This window comes from Streptomyces sp. NRRL B-1140, from assembly GCF_001280065.1.
Taxonomy (GTDB): Bacteria; Actinomycetota; Actinomycetes; order Streptomycetales; family Streptomycetaceae; genus Streptomyces.
Map to the genome: position 1 here is coordinate 95,829 of NZ_LGEA01000090.1, position 25,573 is coordinate 121,401.

21 protein-coding genes, 1 tRNA gene and 1 pseudogene are annotated in these 25,573 nt (G+C 71.1%); 17 read left to right on the forward strand and 6 right to left on the reverse strand.

What is annotated here, in order from left to right; genetic code table 11:
* Window positions 1–200: 200 nt before the first annotated feature.
* Window positions 201–1,541 carry a UDP-N-acetylglucosamine 1-carboxyvinyltransferase gene (murA, locus tag ADK65_RS11265; RefSeq protein ID WP_053669836.1) on the reverse strand — a complete coding sequence of 447 codons (1,341 nt, stop codon included), beginning with the start codon at window positions 1,539–1,541 and terminating at the stop codon, window positions 201–203.
* Between the two features lie 254 nt (window positions 1,542–1,795).
* On the opposite strand from murA, the gene ADK65_RS11270 reads away from it, so the two are divergent.
* The 8 genes and pseudogenes from ADK65_RS11270 (at window position 1,796) to ADK65_RS11305 (ending at window position 11,798) form a co-directional block, all read left to right on the forward strand.
* Window positions 1,796–2,368, forward strand: a complete 573-nt coding sequence (locus ADK65_RS11270; protein WP_053669837.1) for a YqgE/AlgH family protein — start codon at window positions 1,796–1,798, stop codon at window positions 2,366–2,368.
* Between the two features lie 29 nt (window positions 2,369–2,397).
* Entirely contained in the window at window positions 2,398–2,673 is a 276-nt protein-coding gene (locus ADK65_RS11275) for a DUF3039 domain-containing protein (RefSeq protein WP_053669953.1), read from the forward strand.
* Window positions 2,674–2,854: 181 nt separating this feature from the next.
* A pseudogene (locus ADK65_RS11280) lies at window positions 2,855–3,117 on the forward strand (carbohydrate ABC transporter permease); the annotation flags it as partial.
* Window positions 3,118–3,136: 19 nt separating this feature from the next.
* Window positions 3,137–4,762, forward strand: coding sequence for a beta-N-acetylhexosaminidase (locus ADK65_RS11285; protein ID WP_053669839.1), 1,626 nt, complete (start codon window positions 3,137–3,139; stop codon window positions 4,760–4,762).
* A gap of 259 nt (window positions 4,763–5,021) precedes the next feature.
* On the forward strand, window positions 5,022–5,915 hold the full coding sequence (locus tag ADK65_RS11290; RefSeq protein WP_053669840.1) for an FAD binding domain-containing protein: 894 nt from the start codon (window positions 5,022–5,024) through the stop codon (window positions 5,913–5,915).
* Window positions 5,912–7,999, forward strand: coding sequence for a (2Fe-2S)-binding protein (locus ADK65_RS11295; RefSeq protein ID WP_053669841.1), 2,088 nt, complete (start codon window positions 5,912–5,914; stop codon window positions 7,997–7,999). The genes ADK65_RS11290 and ADK65_RS11295 overlap by 4 nt, the downstream gene beginning before the upstream one ends.
* Window positions 7,996–10,314 carry a xanthine dehydrogenase family protein molybdopterin-binding subunit gene (locus ADK65_RS11300; protein ID WP_053669842.1) on the forward strand — a complete coding sequence of 773 codons (2,319 nt, stop codon included), beginning with the start codon at window positions 7,996–7,998 and terminating at the stop codon, window positions 10,312–10,314. The genes ADK65_RS11295 and ADK65_RS11300 overlap by 4 nt, the downstream gene beginning before the upstream one ends.
* A gap of 317 nt (window positions 10,315–10,631) precedes the next feature.
* Window positions 10,632–11,798 (forward strand): SUKH-4 family immunity protein, encoded by a 1,167-nt coding sequence (locus ADK65_RS11305; RefSeq protein ID WP_053669843.1) that lies wholly within the window; start codon window positions 10,632–10,634, stop codon window positions 11,796–11,798.
* Window positions 11,799–11,819: 21 nt separating this feature from the next.
* Here ADK65_RS11305 and ADK65_RS11310 read toward each other — a convergent pair whose 3' ends face one another.
* From ADK65_RS11310 to ADK65_RS11320, 3 genes are all read right to left on the reverse strand, one after another.
* On the reverse strand, window positions 11,820–13,016 hold the full coding sequence (locus ADK65_RS11310; RefSeq protein WP_053669844.1) for an MFS transporter: 1,197 nt from the start codon (window positions 13,014–13,016) through the stop codon (window positions 11,820–11,822).
* Between the two features lie 185 nt (window positions 13,017–13,201).
* Window positions 13,202–13,798, reverse strand: a complete 597-nt coding sequence (locus tag ADK65_RS11315) for a TetR/AcrR family transcriptional regulator (protein WP_053669845.1) — start codon at window positions 13,796–13,798, stop codon at window positions 13,202–13,204.
* Between the two features lie 66 nt (window positions 13,799–13,864).
* Window positions 13,865–15,067 carry an LPXTG cell wall anchor domain-containing protein gene (locus ADK65_RS11320; protein WP_234352850.1) on the reverse strand — a complete coding sequence of 401 codons (1,203 nt, stop codon included), beginning with the start codon at window positions 15,065–15,067 and terminating at the stop codon, window positions 13,865–13,867.
* Window positions 15,068–15,277: 210 nt separating this feature from the next.
* Between ADK65_RS11320 and ADK65_RS11325 the strand changes: the two genes are divergently transcribed.
* From ADK65_RS11325 to ADK65_RS11330, 3 genes are all read left to right on the forward strand, one after another.
* Window positions 15,278–15,766 (forward strand): DUF6083 domain-containing protein, encoded by a 489-nt coding sequence (locus ADK65_RS11325; protein ID WP_053669847.1) that lies wholly within the window; start codon window positions 15,278–15,280, stop codon window positions 15,764–15,766.
* Window positions 15,767–15,963: 197 nt separating this feature from the next.
* Window positions 15,964–16,146, forward strand: a complete 183-nt coding sequence (locus ADK65_RS39905; RefSeq protein WP_159038769.1) for a DUF397 domain-containing protein — start codon at window positions 15,964–15,966, stop codon at window positions 16,144–16,146.
* Between the two features lie 138 nt (window positions 16,147–16,284).
* Complete coding sequence (locus ADK65_RS11330; RefSeq protein WP_053669848.1) at window positions 16,285–16,866, forward strand: DUF6082 family protein; 582 nt, start codon at window positions 16,285–16,287, stop codon at window positions 16,864–16,866.
* 116 nt (window positions 16,867–16,982) lie between these two features.
* Here the strand turns inward: ADK65_RS11330 and ADK65_RS11335 are convergent, their stop codons facing one another.
* Window positions 16,983–17,900: a restriction endonuclease gene (locus ADK65_RS11335; protein ID WP_234352851.1), complete on the reverse strand. Its 918-nt coding sequence runs from the start codon at window positions 17,898–17,900 to the stop codon at window positions 16,983–16,985.
* A 254-nt stretch (window positions 17,901–18,154) separates the two neighbouring features.
* On the opposite strand from ADK65_RS11335, the gene ADK65_RS11340 reads away from it, so the two are divergent.
* On the forward strand, window positions 18,155–20,017 hold the full coding sequence (locus ADK65_RS11340) for a DUF262 domain-containing protein (protein WP_053669850.1): 1,863 nt from the start codon (window positions 18,155–18,157) through the stop codon (window positions 20,015–20,017).
* A gap of 229 nt (window positions 20,018–20,246) precedes the next feature.
* Here the strand turns inward: ADK65_RS11340 and ADK65_RS11345 are convergent.
* Window positions 20,247–20,318 (reverse strand) — tRNA-Cys (locus ADK65_RS11345).
* Between the two features lie 197 nt (window positions 20,319–20,515).
* Between ADK65_RS11345 and ADK65_RS11350 the strand changes: the two genes are divergently transcribed.
* The 5 genes from ADK65_RS11350 (at window position 20,516) to ADK65_RS11370 (ending at window position 25,510) form a co-directional block, all read left to right on the forward strand.
* Window positions 20,516–22,009 carry an MFS transporter gene (locus ADK65_RS11350; RefSeq protein WP_053669851.1) on the forward strand — a complete coding sequence of 498 codons (1,494 nt, stop codon included), beginning with the start codon at window positions 20,516–20,518 and terminating at the stop codon, window positions 22,007–22,009.
* 52 nt (window positions 22,010–22,061) lie between these two features.
* A complete protein-coding gene (locus tag ADK65_RS11355; protein ID WP_053669852.1) occupies window positions 22,062–22,262 on the forward strand; it encodes a hypothetical protein in 201 nt (66 codons plus the stop codon).
* The gene (locus ADK65_RS11360) at window positions 22,259–22,633 is read left to right on the forward strand and encodes a type II toxin-antitoxin system death-on-curing family toxin (protein WP_053669853.1); all 375 of its coding nucleotides are present in this window, start codon (window positions 22,259–22,261) and stop codon (window positions 22,631–22,633) included. Before ADK65_RS11355 ends, ADK65_RS11360 begins: the two co-directional genes overlap by 4 nt.
* 137 nt (window positions 22,634–22,770) lie before the next feature.
* Window positions 22,771–24,570, forward strand: a complete 1,800-nt coding sequence (locus tag ADK65_RS11365; protein ID WP_053669854.1) for a DEAD/DEAH box helicase — start codon at window positions 22,771–22,773, stop codon at window positions 24,568–24,570.
* A gap of 298 nt (window positions 24,571–24,868) precedes the next feature.
* Complete coding sequence (locus tag ADK65_RS11370) at window positions 24,869–25,510, forward strand: IclR family transcriptional regulator (protein ID WP_053669855.1); 642 nt, start codon at window positions 24,869–24,871, stop codon at window positions 25,508–25,510.
* Window positions 25,511–25,573 lie beyond the last annotated feature (63 nt).

Below are 25,573 nucleotides of genomic sequence, written 5' to 3' on the forward strand. Positions count from 1 at the left end.
CCGGCCCGGGGGATGACCCCCGGACCCCCGGCCGGGCGGGCGTGGGCGCAGGGCCGGGATCAGTGGATCAGCCGAGCGCCTTGCCCGGCAGCTCCACCTTCGCGCCCAGCTCCACGAGCTTCTCCATGCTGTGCTTGCCCGGGGGACGACCCCCGGACCCCCGGCCGGGCGGGCGTGGGCGCAGGGCCGGGATCAGTGGATCAGCCGAGCGCCTTGCCCGGCAGCTCGACCTTCGCGCCCAGCTCGACGAGTTTCTCCATGAAGTTCTCGTAGCCGCGGTTGATCAGGCCGATGCCGTGGACGCGGGACGTGCCCTGGGCCGCCAGGGCCGCGATCAGGTACGAGAAGCCGCCGCGGAGGTCGGGGATGACCAGGTCCGCGCCCTGCAGCTTGGTCGGGCCGGAGACGACGGCCGAGTGCAGGAAGTTGCGCTGGCCGAAGCGGCAGTTCGAGCCGCCCAGGCACTCGCGGTAGAGCTGGATGTGCGCGCCCATCTGGTTCAGCGCGGACGTGAAGCCGAGGCGGGACTCGTAGACCGTCTCGTGGATGATGGACAGGCCCGTGGCCTGGGTCAGGGCCACGACCAGCGGCTGCTGCCAGTCCGTCTGGAACCCGGGGTGCACGTCCGTCTCCAGCGCGATGGACTTCAGCTGGCCGCCGGGGTGCCAGAAGCGGATGCCCTCGTCGTCGATCTCGAAGGCACCGCCCACCTTCCGGTAGGTGTTCAGGAACGTCATCATCGAGCGCTGCTGCGCGCCGCGGACGTAGATGTTGCCCTCGGTCGCCAGCGCCGCCGACGCCCAGGACGCGGCCTCCAGGCGGTCCGGAAGGGCGCGGTGGTTGTAGCCGCCGAGCTGGTCCACACCCGTGATGCGGATCGTCCGGTCGGTGTCCATCGCGATGATCGCGCCCATCTTCTGCAGCACGCAGATGAGGTCCTCGATCTCCGGCTCGACGGCCGCGTTGGACAGCTCCGTGACGCCCTCCGCCAGGACGGCCGTCAGCAGCACCTGCTCGGTCGCTCCGACGGACGGGTACGGCAGCGCGATCTTCGTGCCGCGCAGCCGCCGTGGCGCCTCCAGGTACTGCCCGTCCTCCCGCTTCTCGATCTTCGCGCCGAACTGCCGCAGCACCTCGAAGTGGAAGTCGATGGGCCGGCCGCCGATGTCGCAGCCGCCGAGGCCGGGGATGAACGCGTGGCCGAGGCGGTGCAGCAGCGGGCCGCAGAACAGGATCGGGATCCGGCTCGAACCGGCATGGGCATCGATGTCGGCGACGTTCGCGCTCTCCACGCGCGTCGGGTCCATCACCAGTTCGCCGGGCTCGTCACCCGGACGGACCGTCACACCGTGCAGCTGCAGCAGACCCCGCACGACCCGGACGTCGCGGATGTCAGGAACGTTGCGCAGCCGGCTCGGAGCGCTGCCCAGCAGCGCTGCGACCATGGCCTTCGGTACGAGGTTCTTCGCACCGCGGACACGGATCTCGCCCTCCAGCGGGGTTCCGCCGTGGACAAGCAGGACATCGTCGTTGACGGTCATGAATCTCGCGTTCCATGGAGTCGGGCAGGGGTCAGAAGGGAAAGGGTAATCGCCCACCACCCCCCTTCTGTAAGCCTGAGTGAGACCCAGCCACGTCACCGCTCTGTCACAACACGAACCGTTCCGCACCGGGCACATGGGGTCACGACCGGTTTCGTGCGCGTGGGGACGCTTCGGTGCGCCCTGAGCTGCGGCCCCCTCCTCGTGCCGCATCGCCTCCCCACGCGCGGGGAGAATGCGGGATCATGTCTGCCATGACCGAGGTGTCCTCGCTCACAGGGCGGTTGCTCGTGGCCACCCCCGCCCTGGCGGACCCGAACTTCGACCGTGCGGTGGTGCTGCTCCTCGACCACGACGAGGAGGGCTCGCTCGGCGTGGTCCTCAACCGCCCCACCCCGGTGGGCGTGGGGGACATCCTGGAGGGCTGGGGGGATCTCGCCGTGGAACCGGGTGTCGTGTTCCAGGGCGGCCCGGTGTCGCTGGACTCCGCCCTCGGGGTCGCGGTCGTCCCCGGCGGCGCGACCGGCGAGGCGGCCCCGCTGGGCTGGCGCAGGGTGCACGGCGCGATCGGCCTGGTCGATCTCGAGGCCCCGCCGGAGCTGCTGGCCTCCGCCGTCGGCTCCCTGCGCATCTTCGCCGGGTACGCCGGCTGGGGCCCGGGCCAGCTGGAGGACGAGCTCGCGGAGGGCGCCTGGTACGTGGTCGAGTCGGAGCCGGGTGACGTCTCGTCCCCGTCTCCCGAGCGGCTCTGGCGCGAGGTGCTGCGCCGCCAGCGCAGCGAGCTGGCGATGGTGGCGACCTACCCGGACGACCCTTCGCTCAACTGATGCGCCCGGGCTTCAGTACCCTTGGCCCTATGAGCACTCTCGAGCCCGAGCGCGGGACTGGTACGGGGACCCTCGTTGAGCCGACGCCGCAGACCTCGCACGGTGACGGTGACCACGAGCGCTTCGCCCATTACGTCCAGAAGGACAAGATCATGGCGAGCGCCCTCGACGGCACTCCCGTCGTGGCGCTGTGCGGCAAGGTCTGGGTGCCGGGCCGCGACCCGAAGAAGTACCCCGTGTGTCCCATGTGCAAGGAGATCTACGAGTCCATGAGCTCCGGGGACGAGGGCAAGGGCGACCAGTAGCCCCGGCCTGCGGGTGTGGAGCCCCCAGGGTGCGTTTCACGCGGCCTGGGGGCTTTTGTGCTGTCGGGCGTCGTGCGGGGTGCCGTCCGCCGGACGCAGGGAGGTTCAGACCTCTGTGGGCGGGTTCGCGCAGTCCCCGGCCTCCGATGTGGGGTGCACGGCGAAATGGTGTGTCCGCGGGCAGGGGGAATTCGGCCGCTCCTTCCTCAGCAGCATTGTCGTGACGGGCTGTGCCGTGATCACCGCCGGGCTGATCGTGTTTCTCGCCGCGACCGCCGTCAGGCGATTCCGCTTCCGCCTCCGGACCACCCTTGTGATCAACACGCCGGGCTCGCTGGTCCTCGGTTCGTGAAAGCCGTTCCGGAGACGCTGGAGGAGGCCGCGTACGTCGACGGGGCGAGCAGGGCACGATTCCTGCGGCAGATCCTTTTCCCGCTCGTCTTCTGCAAGGTGAAGGATTGACGTGACCGAACTGATTCCCGCGCCCCGCAGCACCGTCGCCGGCTCCGGAGAGGTGCGGCTGACACGGCACTCCCGGATCTGCGCCGACACCGCGACGGAAGGCACCGCACACTGGCTGTGCGGGGTCCTCCGGCAGTCCACCGGCCTGCCGCTGCGCGAAGGTGGGCACCCCGACGGCGCCGGTGGCGACGGCATCGGGCTGCGGCTCGACCCCGGGCTCGGCCCCGAGGAGTACCGCCTCGTCAGCGACCCGGGCGGAATCCTCGTCGAGGGCGGCGACGCGGCCGGTGTCTTCTGGGGCGCCCAGACCCTGCGTCAGCTCCTCGGCCCCGACGCCTACCGCAGGGCCCCGCTCGATCGCGACCGCGTCTGGAGCGTGCCGTATCTCAGGATCGAGGACGGCCCCCGATTCCGCTGGCGCGGTCTGATGCTCGACGTCGCCCGGCACTTCACGCCCAAGGAAGGCGTACTGCGTTACCTCGATCTGATGGCGGCGCACAAACTCAACGTCTTCCACTTCCATCTGACGGACGACCAGGGCTGGCGCATCGAGATCGAGCGGCATCCGCGGCTGACCGAGATCGGCTCCTGGCGCGCCCGTACGAAAACCGGCCACCGGGCCTCGCCGTTGTGGGAGGACAAGCCGCACGGCGGTTACTACACCCAGGACGACATCCGGGAGATCGTCGCGTACGCCGCCGAGCGGCATATCGCCGTCGTCCCCGAAATCGACGTACCGGGCCACTCGCAGGCCGCCATCGCCGCATACCCGGAACTCGGCAACACCGATGTCATCGACACGACCTCCCTCTCCGTCTGGGACACCTGGGGAATCAACCCGAACGTACTCGCCCCCACCGACAACACCCTGCGCTTCTACGAGGGCGTCCTCGAGGAAGTGCTCCGGCTGTTCCCCTCGGAGTTCGTGCACATCGGCGGCGACGAATGCCCCAAGGAGCAGTGGCGGCGGTCGGAGACGGCCCAAGCGCGCATCAGGGAACTCGGGCTCGCGGACGAGGACGGGCTCCAGTCCTGGTTCATCGGGCACTTCGACGCCTGGCTCAGCGCGCGTGGACGGCGGCTGATCGGCTGGGACGAGATCCTGGAGGGCGGTCTGGCGAAGGGCGCGGCCGTGTCGTCCTGGCGCGGTTACGCCGGAGGCATCGCCGCCGCCCGGGCCGGCCACGACGTCGTCATGTGCCCGGAGCAGCAGGTGTACCTGGACCACCGTCAGGCCCCGGGCCCCGAGGAGCCGGTACCGATCGGGTGGGTGCGCACCCTGGAGGACGTCTACCGGTTCGAGCCCGTTCCACCGGAGTTGACGCCCGAGGAGGCATGCCATGTGCTGGGCACGCAGGCCAACCTGTGGACCGAGGTGATGGAGGACCACGCACGCGTGGACTACCAGGCCTTCCCCCGCCTCGCGGCCTTCGCCGAAGTCGCCTGGAGCGCCCTGCCCGCCCCGGCGGAACGGGATTTCGCCGGGTTCCAGCGCCGTATGACGGCCCACTACCGGCGGCTGGACGCCCTGGGGGTCGCCTACCGGCCCCCGACGGGCCCGCTGCCCTGGCAGCGGCGCCCCGGAGTGGTGGGCCGCCCGATCGACGGCCCACCGCCCAGCCGGTAGCGCCGGCAGCCGCGACCGAACAGCTCGAACAGGCCGCGGAAAAAGCGCACAAGGGTCACCGAAAGTGCCAATCGGCATGCATTGGCGAACCTGTGCGAAAACGGACCATCTCGCCGGTGAGGTGGGCGAATGCCTCCTAGCGGACCCGTGTCTTCGGCTCTCGCCAAGATGTGCCAGAGTTGCCACGTCCGCCCTGTCAGCACGTACCGTACGGCAGCACAGGTGGGACCAGGTGGGGCAGCGGGAAGGGGCAGCCGGTTTGACCACGCACGCACCGCAGGCGGCGCAGGCCGTCACGCTGCCCACGACGCTGGACGAGGCCGTCGCGGCGCTCACCGCCGTGCCCGCCGCCGTGCCCGTCGCGGGCGGCACCGACCTGATGGCGGCCGTCAACTCCGGGCAGCTCAGGCCCGCCGCCCTGGTGGGACTCGGCCGGATCAGCGAGATCCGCGGCTGGCAGTACCTGGACGGTCACGCGCTGCTCGGCGCGGGCCTCACGCACGCCCGCATGGGCCGCCCCGACTTCGCGGCCCTGATCCCGGCGCTCGCCGCCGCCGCGCGCGCCGCCGGCCCGCCGCACATCCGCAACGCGGGCACCCTCGGCGGCAACATCGCCTCGGCCGCCCCCACCGGCGACGCCTTGCCGGTGCTGGCCGCCCTGGAGGCGACCCTGATCATCGCGGGACCGGGCGGAGCCCGCCGCGAGATCCCCGTCTCGCACCTGCTGGCCGGGATGGACATGCTGCGCGCCGGTGAACTCATCGGCTTCGTGCGCGTGCCGCTGCTGCACGCCCCGCAGGTCTTCCTGAAGGCCACCGGCCGGACCGGCCCGGGACGCGCGGTGGCGTCCGTGGCCCTGGTCCTGGACCCCGCGCGCCGGGGTGTGCGCTGCGCGGTGGGGGCCATAGCGCCGATGGCGCTGCGGCCCCTGGAGGCCGAGCAGTGGGTGGCCGGCCTCATCGACTGGGACAACAACCGCGCGCTCGTCCCGGAGGCGCTGAACGCCTTCGGGGAGTACGTCGCCGCGGCCTGCATCCCCGACGCGGCGCCGGCCGAGGACGGCTCGGTCGCACCGCTTCCGCCCGCCGTACTGCACCTGCGGCGCACCGTCGCCGCGCTGGCCCGACGAGCACTGGGGAGGGCGCTGTCGTGACCGACGACCAGCACGGAGAGGGCACGCCCCGGGGCGGGAGCCGCTGGGACCCGCTGCCCCAGGGCGAGTACGACGACGGCGCCACGGCCTTCGTCGAACTGCCCGAGGGGGGCGTCGACGCCTTGCTGGCCGCCGACAGCCCGCTGGCCGCGCCCGGCCACGGCTACGTACCGCCGCAGATAACGGTCGATCCCGCGACCACGGCCGGCACCGACCCGGCGGCCACGGGCGCGTGGCCGGTGCCCGGCGCGCCGGTCGACGGAGCGCAGTGGCACGACCCGAACGCCGCGCACCAGCAGCACGGACACGAGCACGGCGCGCACCGGCAGCAGGGCCACGACGTACCCGAGCAGCCCTACGGCTCCGACACGCCGTACGACCCCGGCACCCCCTACGGCTCCGGCGCGACGGCACCGCAGTACGGCGGGGACGACCGGTTCACGTACGACCCCCCGGTGACCGGCCAGTGGAACTTCGAGGAGACCGTGGCGGCGGCCGAGACCGCGCCCGGCCATGACGTGACCGGACAGTGGTCCATCCCCGTCGCCGGGGGCGACCTTCCGGACGAGTCGGGCGAGTTCACCACGTCCTCGCTGGTCGAGCAGTGGGGCGGCACCCCGCCGGCCACGCTGCCCGGCGGCGCGCCCGCGCCCTGGGCAACGCAGGCCGCGGGCCGGCCGTGGGGTGAGCAGGACCCGCAGGACCCGGCCGGGCAGGAGGCGGCCCACTCGGTTCCTCCCCACGAACACGGCCACGACCAGGGCCCGGGTCACGACCAGGACCACGGGCACGGTCGGCGGGCCGACGCCGGACCGGCCTCCGGATACGCACCGGAGCAGCAGGCAGACCCCGACGGGGAGTTCGGCCATGCGCCGGAGACGTCCGGGAACCCCGGCCACGCGCCTGAGACGCCCGGCCCCTCTCACGCGCCCCAGCCGTCGGACTACGCACCGGCGGGGGCCGCAGAGGCCGGTCACCCGACGGACCCGTCCCTGTTCGCCGAGCAGGCCGAGTACGCCGACCACGGGTCGGAGCAGACCGAGTACGCCCACCAGGGGCAGTCCGCCGCTCACCCGTCCGAGCCGTCGCACGCGGAAGCACCCGGCGACTTCCCGGGCGAGTTCCCCGGCGAACCCCTGCCCGCCTCGCACCCGGAAGCCTCCTCGCTCCCGCAGGACGCCTACGACGCCTCACAGGCCGCTCCCGAAGCCGGTGAGCACGCCGAGGACGCGCCGGACGCCCCAGAGGCCCCCGAGGCCGCCGAGAGCCCCTCCGAGCCCGCGGTGGAGCCCCTGCCGGCCCCGGCGGAGGCCGACGCCGACACCGGCACCGGCCGGCAGACCGCCGACGGCGGGCCCCAGGACGGCCCGGCCCCGGACGAGGAGCCGGCCGGCGCCCCGGACGCCCCGTCCGGCACCGTCCCCCAGGAGGAACACCCCCTGGCCTCGTACGTCCTGCGCGTCAACGGCACCGAACGCCCCGTCAGCGACGCGTGGATCGGCGAATCCCTGCTGTACGTGCTGCGCGAGCGGCTCGGACTCGCGGGCGCCAAGGACGGCTGCTCACAGGGCGAGTGCGGCGCGTGCAACGTCCAGGTCGACGGGCGGCTCGTGGCGTCCTGCCTGGTCCCGGCCGTCACCGCCGCCGGCAGCGAGGTCCGTACCGTCGAGGGTCTGGCCGAGGACGGGCAGCCGTCGGACGTGCAGCGGGCGCTCGCGCGCTGCGGCGCCGTGCAGTGCGGCTTCTGCGTCCCCGGCATGGCGATGACCGTGCACGACCTGCTGGAGGGCAACCCGGCGCCCACCGAGCTGGAGACCCGCCAGGCGCTGTGCGGCAACCTGTGCCGCTGCTCGGGCTACCGGGGCGTGGTGGACGCCGTCAAGGAAGTAGTCGCCGAACGCGAGGCCCACTCCGCGCCGGGCGACGGCGACACCGAGGAGGCCCGCATCCCGCGCCAGGCGGGCCCGGGCGCCGGTGGCGTGAACGCGTCGGCCTTCGGAGTGCCCCCGGAACCGCACGCCCCCGGACCGCACTCCCCAGAAGCGCACGACCAGCCCTACGGCCAGGACGGAGGCCCCGCGTGAGCAACGAAGCAGCCACCGCCCAGGCCACACAGGCCGCGGAGGCCGCCCCGGCCCCGGAACCGCTCCCGCACGGCATCGGCGCCTCGCTCCCGCCCGCCGACGCCCGCGCCAAGACGGAGGGCACCTTCCCCTACGCCGCCGACCTGTGGGCCGAGGGCCTGCTGTGGGCGGCCGTGCTGCGCTCACCGCACCCGCACGCGCGCATCCTGTCCATCGACACCACCCACGCGCGCGAGATGCCCGGCGTCCGCGCCGTCGTCACCCACGAGGACATCCCCGGCAGCCCGTTCCACGGCCGCGGCACGGCCGACCGCCCGGTCTTCGCCTCCGAGGTCGTGCGCCACCACGGCGAGCCCATCGCCGCCGTCGCCGCCGACCACCCGGATACCGCGCGCATGGCGGCGGCCGCCGTCATCGTCGAGTACGAGGTGCTCGAGCCGGTGACCGACCCGGAACAGGCCTTCGAGGCCGAGCCGCTGCACCCCGACGGCAACCTGATCCGGCACATCCCGCTGCGCCACGGCGACCCGGACGCGGCCGGCGAGATCGTCGTCGAGGGCCTGTACCGCATCGGGCGCCAGGACCCCGCGCCCATCGGCGCCGAGGCGGGCCTGGCCGTGCCGCGCCCGGACGGCGGGGTGGAGCTGTACCTCGCCTCCACCGACCCGCACGCCGACCGCGACGCGGCCGCCGCCGCCTTCGGGCTGGAACCCGAGCGCGTCAAGATCGTCGTCACCGGCGTTCCCGGTGCCACGGCCGACCGCGAGGACCAGGGCTTCCAGCTCCCGCTCGGCCTGCTGGCGCTGCGCACCGGCTGCCCGGTGAAGCTCACCGCCACACGCGAGGAGTCCTTCCTCGGCCACGTCCACCGCCACCCCACCCTGCTGCGCTACCGCCACCACGCCGACGCCGAGGGCAGACTCGTCAAGGTCGAGGCGCAGATCCTGCTCGACGCGGGTGCCTACGCCGACACCTCCTCCGAGGCCCTGGCCGCCGCCGTCTCCTTCGCCTGCGGCCCCTACGTCATCCCGAACGCCTTCATCGAGGGCTGGGCCGTACGCACCAACAACCCCCCGTCCGGCCACGTACGCGGCGAAGGCGCCATGCAGGTCTGTGCCGCCTACGAGGCGCAGATGGACAAGATCGCCAAGAAGCTCGGCCTCGACCCGGCGGAGGTGCGGCTGCGCAACGCGCTGGCGACTGGCGACGTGCTGCCGACCGGCCAGACCGTGACCTGCCCGGCCCCGGTCGCCGAACTCCTCCAGGCCGTACGGGACGTCGAGTTGCCGCCGCTGCCCAAGGACACGCCCGAGGACGAGTGGCTGCTGCCCGGCGGACCCGAGGGCGCGGGGGAGCCGGGCGCGGTGCGCCGGGGCGTGGGCTACGGCGTGGGCATGGTGCACATGCTCGGCGCTGAGGGCGCGGACGAGGTCTCCACGGCGACCGTCAAGGTCCACGACGGGGTCGCGACGGTCCTGTGCGCGGCCGTCGAGACCGGCCAGGGCTTCACGACGCTGGCCCGGCAGATCGTCCAGGAGACGCTCGGCATCGACGAGGTGCACGTGGCGCCGGTGGACACCGACCAGCCCCCGGCCGGCGCGGGCTGCCGCGGCCGCCACACCTGGGTCTCCGGCGGGGCGGTGGAGCGCGCGGCGAAGATGGTCCGCACCCAGCTCCTCCAGCCGCTCGCCCACAAGTTCGGCATGTCGACGGAGCTGCTCCAGATCACCGACGGCAAGATCACGTCGTACGACGGGGTCCTCTCCACGACCGTCACCGAGGCGCTGGACGGCAAGGAGCTGTGGGCCACCGCCCAGTGCCGCCCGCACCCGACCGAGCCCCTGGACGAGACCGGCCAGGGCGACGCCTTCGTGGGCATGGCCTTCTGTGCGATTCGCGCGGTGGTGGACGTCGACATCGAGATCGGTTCCGTGCGGGTCGTGGAACTGGCCGTCGCCCAGGACGTGGGCCGCGTCCTGAACCCGGCCCAGCTCGCCGCCCGGATCGAGGCGGGCGTGACGCAGGGGGTGGGCATCGCCCTCACCGAGAACCTCCGCACGCCGCGCGGCATCGTCCGCCACCCCGACCTGACCGGTTACGCCCTCCCGACCGCCCTCGACGCGCCCGACATCCGCATCGTCCGGCTGGTCGAGGAACGGGACGTGGTCGCCCCCTTCGGGGCCAAGGCGGTCAGCGCGGTGCCGGTGGTGGCGTCCCCGGCGGCCATCGCGTCCGCCGTCCGCGCCGCCACGGGCCGCCCCGTGAACCGCCTCCCGATCCGCCCCCAGGCCGCGGTGGTCACGGAACGCGCCTGAGCCCGCCCGTGCCGTCGGCCGGGCCGGCCGTGCTCCACGCACCGGATCCCGGTCACCGGGCCCCGGCCGAGGCGCCTCGGAACTGACGGCGCGCCAGAGACCGGAAGCGATTTCTGCGGCGGGAGGGAACGCGCGAGGGTGCTCCGAGCGTCTTGTGAGGTGGACGCGTGGGGTCGCCGGGCGCGCGTCGCTGTTCCGGGGCGTTGTCAGTGGTCGGGCGTACTGTTCTGGGCAGTGGGGAACGGCTGCCGGGCTGGGCCGGGCGATTCTGCCGTGCCCCGCCGGGGGACGGTGAGCTAGCACATGCGGGGGAGCCCATGAGTACGACCGACACCGGTTGCGCGGTGATCACCCTGACCGAGTCCGACCTGGACCCCTGGGTGACGCACGCGTCCACGCGGCACTGGCTGACCGGCCCCGGACTGCCCGGCGACAGCGGCGTGCTGAGCTTCGCGGAGCTGAGCCGCGAAGGCCTGCGCACGGTCGCCGACTCGACCGGAGACCCGGACGACCGTCTCCCGGCCGAGCTGCGCGAGCAGCTGGTGATAGGCGGACTGCTGGGCCCGGGCGGCCTGGAGACGGAGTCGCTCCTGCTGGACGGCGCGACGGGCGAGATCTCGACGGCGTACGTTCTGCACGACCGCCCCGGCCCGATGGACCGCCGCCCCCTGGCCCCATCGCTGCGGACACTGGTCCGCTTCGCCGAGGCCACGGACGAACTGGCCGGTCTCCGCGGCCAGTTCGCCTCCTATGCGGGCCGCTTCGGCCCCAAGGCGGTGGCGCAGGCGTCCCAGCACCTGCTCGCGGTGTTCCGCGACGGCGCGGACGGCGAACCGGCCCCGTTCTGGAAGATGGCGGTGCTGATCCGCCCCCTGTCCCTGGTGGCGGGACGCGGCGGCGTGTCCGGGCTCTCCCTGGACCTCCCGCACCGTCTCCTGGACCAGGAGTTCGGGCCCCGCAAGGTGGCGCGCTTCGAGGACGTCGACTTCCCCGCGACCCTCACGCACGAGCCGACCCGCCGCTTCCTGCGCGAGGTGGGCCTGCCGGAGGACGCGCACGTCTTCTCCCTGGACACCGACGTCCCCCTGGCGACGCTCGCCGAGTACTACGCCGACACCGACGCGCCCGCGCAGCTCCCGGCCGGGGCCCACCGTCTGATCCGCCTCGGCCACCTCGTCGAGGACAACAGCCTGGTGGTCGACGGCGCGACGGGCGCGGTCCTGAACTGGAGCGAACCAGAGGCGAGGCTGTACCCCCTCAACACGGACGTGTCGACCCTCGCCTTCACCCTCTGGCTCCTGCACCGTGAGCGCGCGATAGACGCCCAGTCGTCCCACGAGCTGACCACCGACACCTACGACCAACTGGCCATGACGATGCTTCAGGTCCTGTCGACGGTGGACCCCACCGGCCTCACCGCGGACAGAACGGTCCGCCACTACTGGACGGACGCCTTCCAGGACGAGGCCGGCGGGGTGCTCTGAGGACATGGCCTCGGGCCCTGCTCAGACCCGCTGCGGCTGTTCCCGCTCGGTGGCCCGGACACCCGCCGGGTCGCTCACAGCGGTGGAGCGGCGGGAGGGGTCGGGCACGACGGTGGCCAGGCCCACCAGCGCCATGACCGCACCCAGCCAGAGCGGGGCGCGCAAGCCCCAGTTGTCGATGACGACTGCGCCGACGGAGGAGCCGATGATGACGCCGAGCGTGATGAACGAGGTGTGCACGGTGTTGACCAGCGGTCCCGCCCCGCCGGTGCGCTGAACGCGGGTCACCATCGCCGGGTTCATGGTGACGCCGACGAGCCCGACGCCCATCATGCAGACGACGGCCGGGACGGGCAGGCCGGCGAGCAGCGCGAAGCCGGCGAGGAAGGCGGTGTTCAGGACCAGCCCTGCGGCGAGCACCGGCACGGTGTGACGGTCGGCGAGGCGCCCGACGACGGTGTTGCCGACGACGGTGGCGGCACCGTAGGCGATCAGCAGGAAGGGGACGGTACCGGCGGAGAAGCCGGTGACGTCGGTGAGGATCGGGTTGAGATAGCTGAAGGCCGAGAAGCTGGCGCCGATGATGAGCGTGCTGGTGGACAGCACCAGCCACAGGCGCGGCTTCCTGAACACGCCGAGCTCCGCACGCAGTCCGTTGTCGCCCTCGGCGCGCTCGACGCGAGGCACACCGAGAAGGGTGGCCAGCGCGGCGATCACCGTGATCAGGGTGATCACCCAGAACGCCGCACGCCAGCCGAGCCGTTCGCCCACCAGGGTCGACAGCGGCAGCCCGAGCAGGGTGCCGAGCATGAGGCCGTTCATCGCGACCGCGATGGCACGGCCCCGGACCTCGGAGCGGGTGATCCGGGCGCACATCGAGATCCCCACGCCGAAGAAGGCCTGGGAGGCGACGCCGCTGATGATCCGGGCGGCCATCATCGCGGCGTAGCCGTTCGCGGTGGCGGCGAGGACGTTGCCCGTCAGGAAGATGGCGAACAGCACCATCAGTGCCGTGCGCGCCGGGAGTTTCATGAGCGCCACGGTGAGGAACGGCCCGCCGGCCGCCATGGCCACCGCGAACGCGGTGATGAGATACCCGATCTGCGGAATGGTCGCGTCCAGCCCATCGGCCATCTGGGGCATCAGCCCGGCGACCACGAACTCACTGGTCACCATGGCGAAGATGCCGAGCGCCAGGACGTATACGGCACGTGGCACGGTTTCGGTCTCCTTGGGAATTTCCGGGATTTCCGGGATTTCCGGGATCTACGGGCTTGGAGGGCGCCGTTATGTATCGGTCAGTTCAAAATTTGGGCATGCGTGTGCGCATCCGGGAGTGTGTGTTCGCAGGCGGTGAGCCGGTACCCGGTGGGCTGGGGAAGGGGAAGGGGAAGGGGAGGGGATCAGTGGGTGAGGGCGTCCAAGGTGACCTCGGCGATCGACTCCATCGCGGCACGGTCTGCGCCGCCCTGGCCCGAGACGCGCATGCCGGCGATCGCCGCGTTGAGGAACCGGGCCAGCGCGCCGGTGTCCCGGGTGGAGGTGATACTGCCGTCCCGCCGGCCCTCCTCGACGACCGCCCGCAAGGCCGTCAGCCGGCGGGCTGTGTCACGCTCCAGCATGCGCGCCGCGCCGGTGTCGCGGGCGGCCAGCTCGACCGTGGTGTTCACCGTCAGGCAGCCGATGCTGCGGCCCTCCGCCCGGTGTTCCGCGTCGCCGTCGATGACCATGGTGAAGAGCGTGCGGATGCGGTCGGCGCCGTTGAGCCGCGAATCCTCCAGGACGGCCAGCTGCGCGGTCGTCATGGTGTCGATGTAGCGGCTCAGCGCGCGCTCGAACAGGTCGTGCTTGCTCTTGAACGTGTTGTAGACGCTGCTGCGCCCCAGTCCCGTGGCGTCGCACAGGTCCTGTGTGGAAGTGGCCTCATAGCCCTTCTTCCAGAACGTGTGCATCGCCGCGTCCAGGGCCCGCTCCTCGTCGAACATCCTCGGTCGGGCCATGGCGTCACCCTAACCGTTTTGGATTGACCGGTGCAATACGGGGCGGCGGGCCGGACTCCGGTCGCGTCAGCCGGACTTGACGGAGTTGCGGCGGCGGACGGCGACCACCAGGCCGCCTCCCAGCACCGCGGCGGCTGCCGCGGCACCGGCGAGGAGCGGGGTGCCGTCGGAGCCGGTCGCGGCGAGGTTGCCGCCGGTGGAGCCACCGGTCGTGGAGCCCTCCGAAGCCGTCGCGGACGGCGAGGGGGAGGTCGTGGCGCCCGTGCCGCCGGCGGCCTGGCCCTCGGGGTCGTTGCCGTTGCCGCCGTCGCCCGCACCGCCGTCGGCGCCGTCCGAGGGACTCGGCTCGGGCTCGTAGTCGCTCGGCAGGTCGATGCCGATCGAGGCGATGTTGTTGGCGCGGTTCTTGTCGTAAGCGGGGACGATGTCGTAGACGGACGACGCCTTGATCTCGCCCTCGGTGTCCTGCGCGGACTTCGCGATCTTCAAGGTGAAGGTGTACATGAGGGACTGGCCGACGTCGAGGGTGCCGTCCTGCGGCCAGCACACGTACTTCGGCTTGCCGGTGGTGCCCTGCGGTGCGCTCGGCCCGTCGATCCCGAACGGCGCGCAGTCCTTCGGCACCTTCACGGCGACCGTGCCCGGCGGGATCTGCACCAGCAGACCGGGAAGGTCGTCGCTCTCCTGGTTCTGCACCCAGCCCGGGCCGTCGTTGCGCAGGGTCGCCGTGACCGACTGCTCCCCGCCCGCCAGCGCCTCCATCTCCTCACCCACCGCGACCAGATCGGCGGTGTTGTCCGCGGTCAGGGTGAGCCGCCGGTAGCTGTCGCCGAACCCCTCGCCCGGGGCGTCACCGCTCGCGCTCGTGCCGTACTCGACGGACTCCATCAGGGCGTTGTCCAGCGCCTTGAAGCGGACGGGTGTGGTGACGGAGGCGCCGGGCTCGACGACCGTGTCCAGTTCACAGACCGCCTGCCTGACCTGGTCCTCGACGGTCGAGTAGGTGCAGCCCTTCACCTGCTCGGGGAAGTCCAGCCCACGCGTCAGACGCACCCGGAAGGTGACCCCGTCCACGGCGGCCGTGCCCTGGTTGGTGAGGGTGACGGACTTGTCGTAGACCTCGCCCGGCTTGGGGGTCGCGGACGGCAGGGCGGACACGACCAGCTCGGGCTCGCCCCCCTCCGCGTGCGCCAGGGGCGCGGCGACAGCGGGACCGGCGACGGCGAGCACGACGGTGGCCAGGACGGCTGCCGAGGGGCGGAGGTGCACGGTGATTCTCCTCGTCGAAACAGGGGACGGACGGACCGGAGCATCGCCTACCGGTCATGTCCTGGACACCTGAGAGGCACTCGGGGTTGTGCGGGACTCTCCGCGCGCCGTGCCGTGAACGTCACAACGACCCGAGTCGCCCGCCGGATTGCCCCGTTGCGCCCTGAACGCGCCCTTCTCCGCGCCGGAACTCCCGCACATGCTCGAGTCATGGGGGACACAGAAGCGTCGAGCATCATCCCGTTACCCGACCCCGACGGACACCGGCAGCGGCCCCCTGACGCGCCGCGCCCGTGGGAGCACACCGACCGGGCACAGGCCGCGATGGAAGGCGCCACCGGCCCCGAGCCACCCGCCCCACCCGAGTGCCCCCACTGCGGGCTGACCGGTGAGCGGCACATCACGTACTACGGCACACATGTCCTCCTCGAACCGGGCATGCCGGTACCCGCGCACATGGTGCCCGCATGGCACCGCTGGTACGTGGACTCCAACGGCACGGCGTGGAACAGCCGCCAGGACGAGCCCGCCCCCGGCGCGGTGTGCCGCGTCCCGCATCGCATCGCCTGCCCCGGTCTGAGGCCCGAGGAGGCCGGCTTGTGGCTGTGGTTGGACGCGGTACGAGCGGAGAACGAACACCGGGCGCTGCGGAAGGCCAACGGTCAAACCCTCTTGGACCCCCGCCCGCGTGCCTGTTGACGCCGAGGGGCGATGCCGATGACTTCGTCGGGTTTCCGAAGCCCCACGCTCTGCGGAGCGCCACAGTTCGGGCGTGAAGGGGCGTCTCTTCCTGTCCCTCTCGCGAGGTGGCCGGATGGGCCGGCGGTCCGACTCCCAGTGCTGGACGTCAGTGTGAAGCTTGGCGACTATGGCTATGGACGGCCGAGGGGGGCGGGGTGGCGGGACAGGTCTGGCGCAAGAGCTCACGATCCGCTACTGGCGCAAACTGCCTTGAGGTGGCATACGTCGTCGACATCATATGGCTTCGTGATTCAAAGCTGACGGTAAGTCGACGGATATACCTGACGAAGGGGAGCTGGGATGCATTCCTTCATTGGCTCAATGCCCGCACACCCTGACAACCGCCCCCTTCCTGTATCGCGTCGATCCGATCTCTTCAGGTGAATGCCGGTCCTTGTCAAGCATAAGAGGCGCGGATGAGGTATCGAAAACTGTGGAAACAGCGGATCCTGTGGGCTGTCGCGGGGGTAGGGGCTATGGCGCTCGTAGCCTTGTCTCCTTTCATCTTGCGCGCTGTGGCGCCCGTGGGGATGGACTGGAACAGGTTGAGTGAGGTCGGCCAAGTCTACGGAGCGGTAGCCGTCCTCTTCTCTGCGGCAGCCTTCCTCGGTGCCGTGATCTCCATCTGGCATCAAGCAAAGCAGACTCGCATCATGCATGAAGAGATCCGATCATCCATGCACAAAGAACTGATACTCCGTGCTTTGGATGACGAGACGCTCGCGCACTGCTGGGAGCCGCCGCCGGAACCTCTTACTTTCCTGGAAAATCGGCAACACGCCTTCTGTAATCTGATCTACCGTCTCTGGCTCTCGGACTATGTGGTGGGTCGCGTAACTCTAGCGGCCACTAAAATCACATTGGAGGTGCACTTCAAAGGTGAAGTCGCGCGCCGTCATTGGCGAATCTATGGCCAGGGGTGGCTCGACTGGGCTACGGCCAATCTGAATAAGCGTGAGCAGGAGTTCGTCTCGCTCACCCAGTCCATATTCGAGGCTGCCGTGGCTGCCGGGCCGCCGGTGGCGGCGCATCGCTACTTTGAGCCACCCAGAGTCTGAGGGTGGACGACGGCACTCCCGTCCGGGTGCTGCGCCGGGCGTGGCTGAGCGAACGGCCCCGGATGCTCGCGCACAGCGATGAACGAGACGGAAACCGACCAGGTTGTGCGGCCCGGTCAGGGCCCGCCTTCGGGCGGCAACAGGGTGCGGCTGTGATGCCAGGGCGGCTGATCTCTTCCGTCTGCCCACCGGTCGAGCCGGTCGGCGTGCACGATCTCTATGCCCGAAGCCTTGGCCAGTCGAGCCGCAGGGGCGGTGACGGTTCCGGTGGTCACCAGCACCGCCACGTCGGCATGGTGGATGTTGAACACGGTTCCGGCAAACCTCTGCAGATCGGGGCTGGCGACTTTGCCCCGGTACTGCTTGCACTGGATTACCACCTTGCGCCCGTCAGGGGTGTAGGCGACGACGTCCGCTCCAAGGTCCCCGGCCCCGCCGATCGCCTGCACCCGGGTACAGCCGTCCTTACGGCACAACTCGGCGACGGCGTACTCGAACTCGGTCGGCGACAAGGCGAACCAGTCGGGTACCGCACGTGACTCGGCTGGAGCGGGAGCGGTCGTCTCCAGAGCACGCGCCTGCTCTTTCAGAGACGCGGTCAGCCGAAGAAGGCTCTGGTAGCGCTCCGCACGGCCGTCGGGGGCCCCGAAGGCGGCTTGGAGAGTGCGGTAGGCGTCTTCCGCCTCGCGGAGTCGGAGGGTGTAGCTCTCCGGGCTGTAGCTGGTCCAGGACCCTGCGGACAGGATCTCGCCCACGGTCACCTTGTGGAACAGCCGTCTGCCGTTGATGAACGACACGACCTGACTGATGGTGTCGAATTCCCCGATACGGTGCTGAACGAGCCGCACGGTGGCCTGGCCGTCGTCGACGGCGTCGATGCCGATGCCCAGTTCGGCAGGCATGTCCCAGCAGTCGTACCGGTGGTCGTAGGTGCCCGTGTACTGCTTCGACTCCAGCACGGTGCCGCTGCCGAGGATGTCCTTGCGTGCCTCCTCCATCGCTGCCGTCCATGCGGCGCGCACGCTGTCGGACATGCCCGCAAGTGCCTTCTCGGCGGCGGCCCGGATCGTGACATCGCTGACGTGCCCGGGGTCCCCGAACCACATGTGTGCCGATCCTCCTTCGCCCTCTCCTGACGCACGCCAGGGTGAACAGCTCATGATGCTAGGTCCACGGACCTTTAGCTCAAGTGACCTTGCAAGTGCGGACGTTCACAGGAAGGGCGATCAAATTCTGCGCTGCGCCGTTACGCTGCGATGACCATGCAGGTACTGGGACCGGAGGGGCGATGCAAGCCGGCGACGTCAAGCTGGGGAAGGTATTCGCGAACGACCACCAGAGCGTGATCCCGATCTTCCAGAGGCCCTATGTATGGGATCAGGAGGACAACTGGGAACCCTTGTGGATGGACGTCCGGACGGCGGCGGAGGAAGTGGAGGCGGAGACGGAGCCCCAGAGTGGTACGGGGCAGTCGAAGCCGCGCACCTACTTCCTGGGCGCCGTGGTCGTACAGGAGCGATACCGGCCGCCCCGGCGCCTCGGTTCGTCCCACATCATCGACGGCCAGCAGCGTATGACCACGCTGCAGATCCTCTTCGCGGCAGCTCGGGCTGTCGCCCACGACATTGCCGCCGACAGCGTCGTCGGTCGTTTCACGAGTCTGCTGGAGAACCGGGCGGAGACGGTTCACGAGGCGTACCCGGACGACCGCTACAAAGTCTGGCCGCTCCCTCAGGACCGTGCGGCATTCCTCTGGGCCGTACGCGGGAGCGACGACGACGGTGCGGCGCCCGCCCCCGACCACCGGCTGGTCCGCGCCCGCGTGTGGTTCGAGCAGGAGATCGGCGACTGGGCCAAGGCCGCGCCCAGCCCGGTCCAGCGGCTTGACGACCTGTTCTACACGCTTCAAGAGCGCATGCAGCTCGTCGAGATCGTCCTGGACGCGGGTGACGACCCGCAGGTGATCTTCGAGGCGCTGAATCACCGTGGCGTGCGCCTTGACGCCGCGGACCTCGTGAAGAACCTCCTTTTCCAAACCGTCGAGTCGCAGGGGGAGCACCAGCACTCCGAAGAGCTGTTGATGAACGCCTGGCTGCCTCTGGATGCCGAACCCTGGCGCGGTCAGGTCACCACAGGACGCATCAGGCGTGCCCTGATCGACTTGCTCCTGGCTTACTGGCTGACTGTTCAAAAGCGTCAAGACGTGCTGGTGGAGCACCTCTTCGCCGACTTCAAGAAGTGGCTGCCGGAAAGTGGCCGGCAGGCTTCGGACGTGATCCGGGACATCAGGCATTATGCCGAGACGTATCAGCGGGTTCGGGGATTGCCGCTGACCGATCCCACCGGCCGATTGCTCGACCGCATGCAGACCATGACGACGACGCCGTGGCCGGTACTGCTCTATCTGCACGCGACAGACGACGTACCGAACGACCAGCGAGCGATCGCGGCCCGCGCCATCGACTCCTTTCTCATGCGGCGAGCCGTGTGCCTGATGACGACGAAGGACTACAACCGACTCTTCGTCCAGGTACTGGCCGACGCTCAGCAGAGCGATCCCGCTCGGGCAGGTCAGGCCGTCGTGCGCAGCCTTTGGAATCAAACGGCCGATGCCCGGCTGTGGCCTGACGACCGGACATTTCTTGCCGCCCTGATCGCTAACGATCTCTACCGTCGTTCCTATCGTGCCCGGTTGAAGGCTCTGCTGGTCGGACTGGAGAATCATCTGCGGACGCCGAAGACCGAGCACGCGCCGGCACTTTCCAGTGCGGACCCTCGGCTGAACATTGAGCACGTTCTGCCGCAGAAATGGGAGACGCACTGGCCGCTGAACGACGGTGACGGCGAGGAGAGCTTGAAGAAACGACATGAGGCAGTCCACCAGCTCGGCAATCTCACGCTCACCACCACGAAGCTCAACCCGTCGTTGAGCAACCGGGAATGGCCTCATAAGAAGGACAGCCTGAGTGCTCACAGCCTTCTGCGGCTGACGACGTCGTCAGTGCTCTCCGCGCCGGAGGAGCTTCGGGACAAGTGGAGCAACGAGCGTTGGGCCGAGCGCTGGGACGAGGACCGGATTCAGCTGCGCACCTTGTGGCTTGCCCATATCGCCCTACAGGCATGGCCGAAGCCCAAGGGTGACACCGCCTGACGAACGGGCAGGTCATCCTGCGTGGCGATGTCAGCGGTCGAGTCACCGCGTTCCCCTCCGGAACATCTTCGAGTAGCCCCGCTGTGGCGCCTCGCCCTCACCTGCGGTGCGGGGCACCGCACATTCCTCGCTCGTATCCGTAAACATAGACGAGAACTGAGACGGGCAGCCGGAGGGGTGGCACCCCGCCGGGGCGCCACCCCTCCGTTTTTTCTGGTCAGACAAGCAGAAGCCGCGGCGGGATTCGAACCCGCGTAACTCGCTTTGCAGGCGAGTCCCTGAACCACTCGGGCACACGGCCGTGTTCGTACTCGGTGCAATGACCGTAGGCCGGGGTGGGACAGGGGCTCAAGGGCATCGCTCGGGATGCAACGTGACTGCCATACGCCGTTCATGAAGGGGGCCGGTCGAGAAGGGGGGGGCGTACGACCAAAGTCCCAGAGGGGGCCCGACTCGCGACAGGGGTCAAAGGCCCGCGTGGGCCTTACGCTGGCGGGCATGCCTGACTCCGAGCCGCATGTCACCGATGTCTTGGGTGCTGCCGTCCCGTCCTCCCTCGGCGACGCGGATGAGGGTGTGCTGGGGCCGGGACACCGGGCGTTGAGTGTCGGGATCGTCTCCGTCGTGCTGCTCATCGCCTTCGAGGCGACCGCTGTCGGGACGGCGATGCCTGTCGCGGCCCGGGAGCTGGACGGGGTGTCCCTGTACGCGTTCGCGTTCTCGGGGTACTTCACGACCAGTCTGTTCGGGATGGTGCTCTCCGGGCAGTGGTCGGACCGGCGCGGCCCGCTGGGACCGCTGACGGCGGGCATCGCCTCCTTCGGGGCCGGACTGCTGCTGTCCGGGACCGCCGGGACCATGTGGGTGTTCATCCTGGGGCGGGCCGTGCAGGGACTCGGCGGCGGGTTGGTGATCGTCGCGCTCTACGTCGTCGTAGGGCGGGCCTACCCGGAGCGGCTGCGGCCCGCCATCATGGCCGCGTTCGCCGCGAGCTGGGTGCTGCCGTCGATCGTCGGCCCGCTCGCCGCCGGCACGGTGACCGAGCAGCTGGGGTGGCGGTGGGTGTTCGTGGGGATACCCGTGCTCGTCGTCTTCCCGCTCGCGCTCGCGCTGCCGCAGATACGGCGCCGGGCGTCCGGCCCGGCTGAACGCACGGCTGCGCGGTCCGCCGCGGCGGGGGCTCCCGACGCAGCGGATGCGCCGGCCTCCTTCGACCGCCGGCGCATCCGGCTCGCCCTGGCCATCTCCCTGGGCGCCGGACTGCTCCAGTACGCCGCCCAGGACCTGCGGCCGCTCTCGCTCCTGCCCGGTGCCGTGGGCGTGGCTCTGCTCGTGCCGGCCGTGCTCGGGCTGCTCCCGCCCGGTACCTACCGGGCCGTGCGCGGACTGCCGTCGGTCGTGCTGCTGCGCGGGGTCGCCGCAGGATCCTTCATCGCCGCCGAGTCGTTCGTGCCGCTGATGCTGGTGACGCAGCGCGGACTCAGTCCCACGCTGGCCGGGTTCTCGCTCGCCGCGGGCGGCGGGACGTGGGCGCTGGGCTCATGGGTGCAGTCGCGCTCGCGGGTGGAGCCGTACCGGGAGCGGCTGGCCACCGTCGGGATGCTGCTGGTGGCGGCTGCCATCGCCACGGCGCCGAGCGTGCTGATCGATGCGGTGCCCGTCTGGACCGTCGCCGTCGCCTGGGCCTTCGGGTGCTTCGGGATGGGGCTCGTGATCTCCTCCACGAGCGTCCTCCTGCTCAAGCTCTCCGCCCCCGAGGAGGCCGGCACCAACTCCGCCGCCCTGCAGATCTCCGACGGCCTCTCCAACGTGGTCCTGCTGTCCGCCGGCGGCGCCGCCTTCGCCGCGCTCGGCGGCGGCACGCTCTCCCACACCACCACCCTGGCCTCCGGCTCCCACCCGGCCGCCTTCACCGCGGTGTTCCTGCCGATGGCGGGGGTGGCGCTGGCCGGGGCCTGGGTGTCGACGCGGCTGCGGGAACGACGGCCGTAGAGCCGGCCGTAAAGCGGTCGCCCTCTCCACCCTCCGGCCGTAGCCTCTGCGCATGTCCCACCTCGTGCTGCCCCTCGACCCCGCCCTGCGGACGGATCTGGACGACCTCGCGGACGCGCAGGGCCTCGCGCCCGAAGAGATGGCCCTGCTGGCCGTTCGCGAACACCTGCGCCAGGAGGGCGGACGTGTGCGGGCCGTCGCGGAGGGGCTCGCGCGGCAGCACGCCGACCTGTTGAGGAGGCTCGGCGAATGACCCGGTACCTGACCGTCGACGAGGTCACCGGCATCGCGGAGATCGCCTTCGGCGGCAGGCCGCCCGAGGCGCGTGCTCCCGGGCTGCTGGCCTCCGCCGTGCACCGCCCCCGCGCCCGGATGTTCGGGACGGCCGCCTACGACGACCTGTACGAGCAGGCCGCCGCACTCCTGCACGCCCTCGCAGCCAACCACCCCCTCGTCGACGGCAACAAGCGCACCGCCTGGCTGGCCACCGCCACCTTCCTCGCCCTCAACGGCGTCGACCTGGCCGGGGCGGACCAGGACACGGCCTACGCGCTGGTCGTCGACGTGGCCTCCGGGGCCGAGGGCGAGGTCGAAAGGATCGCGGGGCGGCTGCGGGAGCTGTGACGTCGGTCCCACCCACAGGTGACCCGGCCCGGTCCGCGCGTTGACCGGCCCGGGCCGCCGGTAGGGTGGCCCGGTTGTCATACGTAGCCGAGCCGTCAGGCTCCCTCGCACGAGCCGCCCGACCCCCAACGGAGACCGTGACTACCACCGCCGGCACCAGTTCCGCCTCGCACCACCTGTCCCCGGCGTTCCCCGGCCGCGCCCCCTGGGGTACCGCCAGCAAGCTGCGCGCCTGGCAGCAGGGCGCGATGGACAAGTACATCCAGGAGCAGCCGCGGGACTTCCTGGCGGTCGCCACCCCCGGCGCCGGCAAGACGACCTTCGCGCTGACGCTGGCCTCCTGGCTGCTGCACCACCACGTCGTACAGCAGGTGACCGTCGTCGCCCCGACCGAGCACCTGAAGAAGCAGTGGGCGGAGGCCGCGGCCCGCATCGGCATCAAGCTCGACCCGGAGTACAGCGCCGGGCCGCTCGGCCGGGAGTACCACGGCGTCGCCGTGACGTACGCCGGCGTCGGCGTCCGGCCCATGCTGCACCGCAACCGCGTCGAGCAGCGCAAGACACTCGTCATCCTCGACGAGATCCACCACGCCGGTGACAGCAAGTCCTGGGGCGAGGCCTGCCTCGAGGCCTTCGAGCCCGCGACCCGACGGCTCGCCCTGACCGGTACGCCCTTCCGGTCCGACACCAACCCCATCCCCTTCGTGACATACGAGGAGGGCGACGACGGGATCCGGCGCTCCGCCGCCGACTACACCTACGGCTACGGCAACGCCCTCGCGGACAACGTCGTGCGGCCCGTCATCTTCCTCTCCTACAGCGGCAACATGCGCTGGCGCACCAAGGCCGGAGACGAGATCGCCGCCCGGCTCGGCGAGCCCATGACCAAGGACGCCGTCAGCCAGGCCTGGCGGACCGCCCTCGACCCGCGCGGTGAGTGGATGCCGTCGGTGCTGCGCGCCGCGGACCAGCGGCTGACCGAGGTGCGGAAGGCCATCCCGGACGCGGGCGCCCTCGTCATCGCCTCCGACCAGGACTCGGCGCGCGCGTACGCCAAGCTCATCCGGGAGATCACCGGCACGGGTGCGACCCTCGTCCTGTCGGACGACTCCAGCGCCTCCGAGCGGATCGACGAGTTCAGCGCCGGCAACGACCGCTGGATGGTCGCGGTGCGGATGGTGTCCGAGGGCGTCGACGTGCCTCGGCTCGCGGTCGGGGTGTACGCGACCACCATCTCCACGCCGCTGTTCTTCGCGCAGGCCGTGGGGCGTTTCGTGCGGTCCCGGCGGCGCGGCGAGACCGCCTCCGTGTTCCTGCCGACCGTGCCCGACCTGCTCTCCTTCGCCAACGAGATGGAGCGCGAGCGCGACCACGTCCTCGACAAGCCCAAGAAGGAGGGCGAGGAGGACCCGTACGCCGAGTCCGAGAAGGAGATGGACGAGGCGAACCGGGAGCAGGACGAGGACACGGGCGAGCAGGACATGCTCCCGTTCGAGGCGCTGGAGTCCGACGCCGTCTTCGACCGGGTCATGTACAACGGCGCCGAGTTCGGCATGCAGGCCCACCCCGGCAGCGAGGAGGAGCAGGACTACCTCGGCATCCCGGGTCTGCTGGAGCCGGACCAGGTGCAGTTGCTGCTGCAGAAGCGGCAGGCCAAGCAGATCTCGCACAGCCGCAGGAAGCCGGACGCGGAGGCCGACCTGCTCGAGGTGCCCGCCGAGCGGCGGCCCGTGGTCTCCCACAAGGAGATGATGGAGCTGCGGCGGCAGCTCAACACGATGGTTGGCGCGTACGTCCACCAGAGCGGCAAGCCGCACGGGGTGATCCACACGGAGCTGCGGCGCGTGTGCGGGGGGCCTCCGGCGGCCGAGGCGACGGCGGGGCAGCTGCGGCAGCGGATCGCCAAGGTGCAGGAGTGGGCCACGCGCATGAAGTGACATGCCGGGGGCTTCACAACCTGGGGGGCGTGCATACCGCCGCAAACGGAAGCAGTACGCCCCGGGCCGTGCCCGGATTCTGGACGGAGACTTCCGCTCAGCGAACCTGCTTCGCTACTGTCCGGCTACGCACACGCCCCGTGGCAGCGCCGCCGCGGAGCGCAGCCGTGAAGCGACGCGGTCCGGACAGGCCGGGCCGCCGACCGATCGGCGGCCTCTGAAGCGCGTCACCGACGGGACTCGGTGACGCATCCGCCGACCAGGGAGCCGCCGGCCTCACCACTAAGGAGTGGGCGTCGTGACCGCGGAGACCTCCCAGACGCTCGACCGGGGACTGCGTGTCCTCAAGCTGCTCGCCGACACGGACCACGGGCTCACCGTGACCGAACTCTCCGTCCGGCTGGGCGTGAACCGGACCGTCGTGTACCGGTTGCTCGCCACGCTCGAACAGCACGCCCTCATACGCCGTGACCTCGGCGGACGTGCCCGGGTCGGGCTCGGCGTGCTGCGTCTGGGGCGCCAGGTCCATCCGCTGGTGCGGGAGGCCGCGATGCCGGCGCTGCGGTCACTGGCCGAGGAGATCGGCGCGACGGCGCATCTGACCATGGTCGACGGGGCGGACGCGCTGGCCGTGGCCGTCGTCGAGCCGACCTGGACGGACTACCACGTCGCCTACCGCGCCGGGTTCCGGCACCCCCTGGACCGGGGCGCCGCCGGCAAGGCGATACTCGCGGCCCGGCAGCACCCGGTGGCGGAGCCCGGGTACATGCTGACCCACGGTGAGCTGGAGGCGGGCGCCTGGGGTGCCGCGGCACCGCTGCTGGGTGTGACGGGCGTCGAGGGAAGCGTGGGCGTGGTGATGCTGGCGGAGGCGGTGCCGGAGCGCGTCGGACCGCGGGTCGTCGAAGCGGCCCGGGAGGTCGCGGAGGCCCTGCGCTGACGGCCGGCGGCCTGCCCGCCGGGGCCCCGGGCGCCCTGGTCCCGGCGGTGTCCCGCTCCCGCG